1 protein-coding gene is annotated in these 636 nt (G+C 55.5%); it reads right to left on the minus strand.

Annotated elements, in window-relative coordinates; translation table 11 throughout:
* Nucleotides 1-316: 316 nt before the first annotated feature.
* Nucleotides 317-571, minus strand: a complete 255-nt coding sequence (locus tag E1297_RS00935; protein ID WP_155132745.1) for a hypothetical protein — start codon at nucleotides 569-571, stop codon at nucleotides 317-319.
* Nucleotides 572-636 lie beyond the last annotated feature (65 nt).

Below are 636 nucleotides of genomic sequence, written 5' to 3' on the forward strand. Positions count from 1 at the left end.
ATAACGGACTAAATCTTGATACCTCGCTGCACGAGACGCGCTCTTGCCCCTCCCTGAAGGAGGTTGTTTGTCGCGCTTCTGGATCAAATTCGTCACCGCGCGAAGGGCGGTCGGACTCATTCACCGAAACGGTAAAATTTTACCCAACCCCTCAAAAGTCGAAAAATGCCTAAGTTATCCGGCAGAAGCCGTTCCGAGGAGCATGTATACGAGCCAAATTGCCAATACAACACAGGTCGTCACGCGACCCGTAAGAATGACGGCGCGAACCCGCCTGAAGGTTTTGGCGGCGGGATGTTTCCTGTCGAATTCCAATTTAAATTCGTCGCGCATGGATTAAGTCCTCTGCGGTCAGCTCGAAAACCCTCGCGAGACAGGTCGGCTGCTCAGTAATGTCGTAGTCCTCCAGCAATTCACCGAGACTTATGGCTCGCGAGTCCAGAAGCTCAAGGCGCCGCGCCACGTCGACTGCGGGCCTGCGGTTCGAACGAACCACGTCCAGGACGTGCCGCCGCTTCTCCGGAAACCTGGTCAGCCCACCTCCGATCACGTTCGCAACGTTGAAATCCATGCACGCCTCCAAGTCGTTCACCCATTAACGTCTTTCCTCCCTGAAGGAAGGGGTTTGCCGCGCTT

The organism is Roseibium sp. RKSG952 (genome assembly GCF_009711355.1).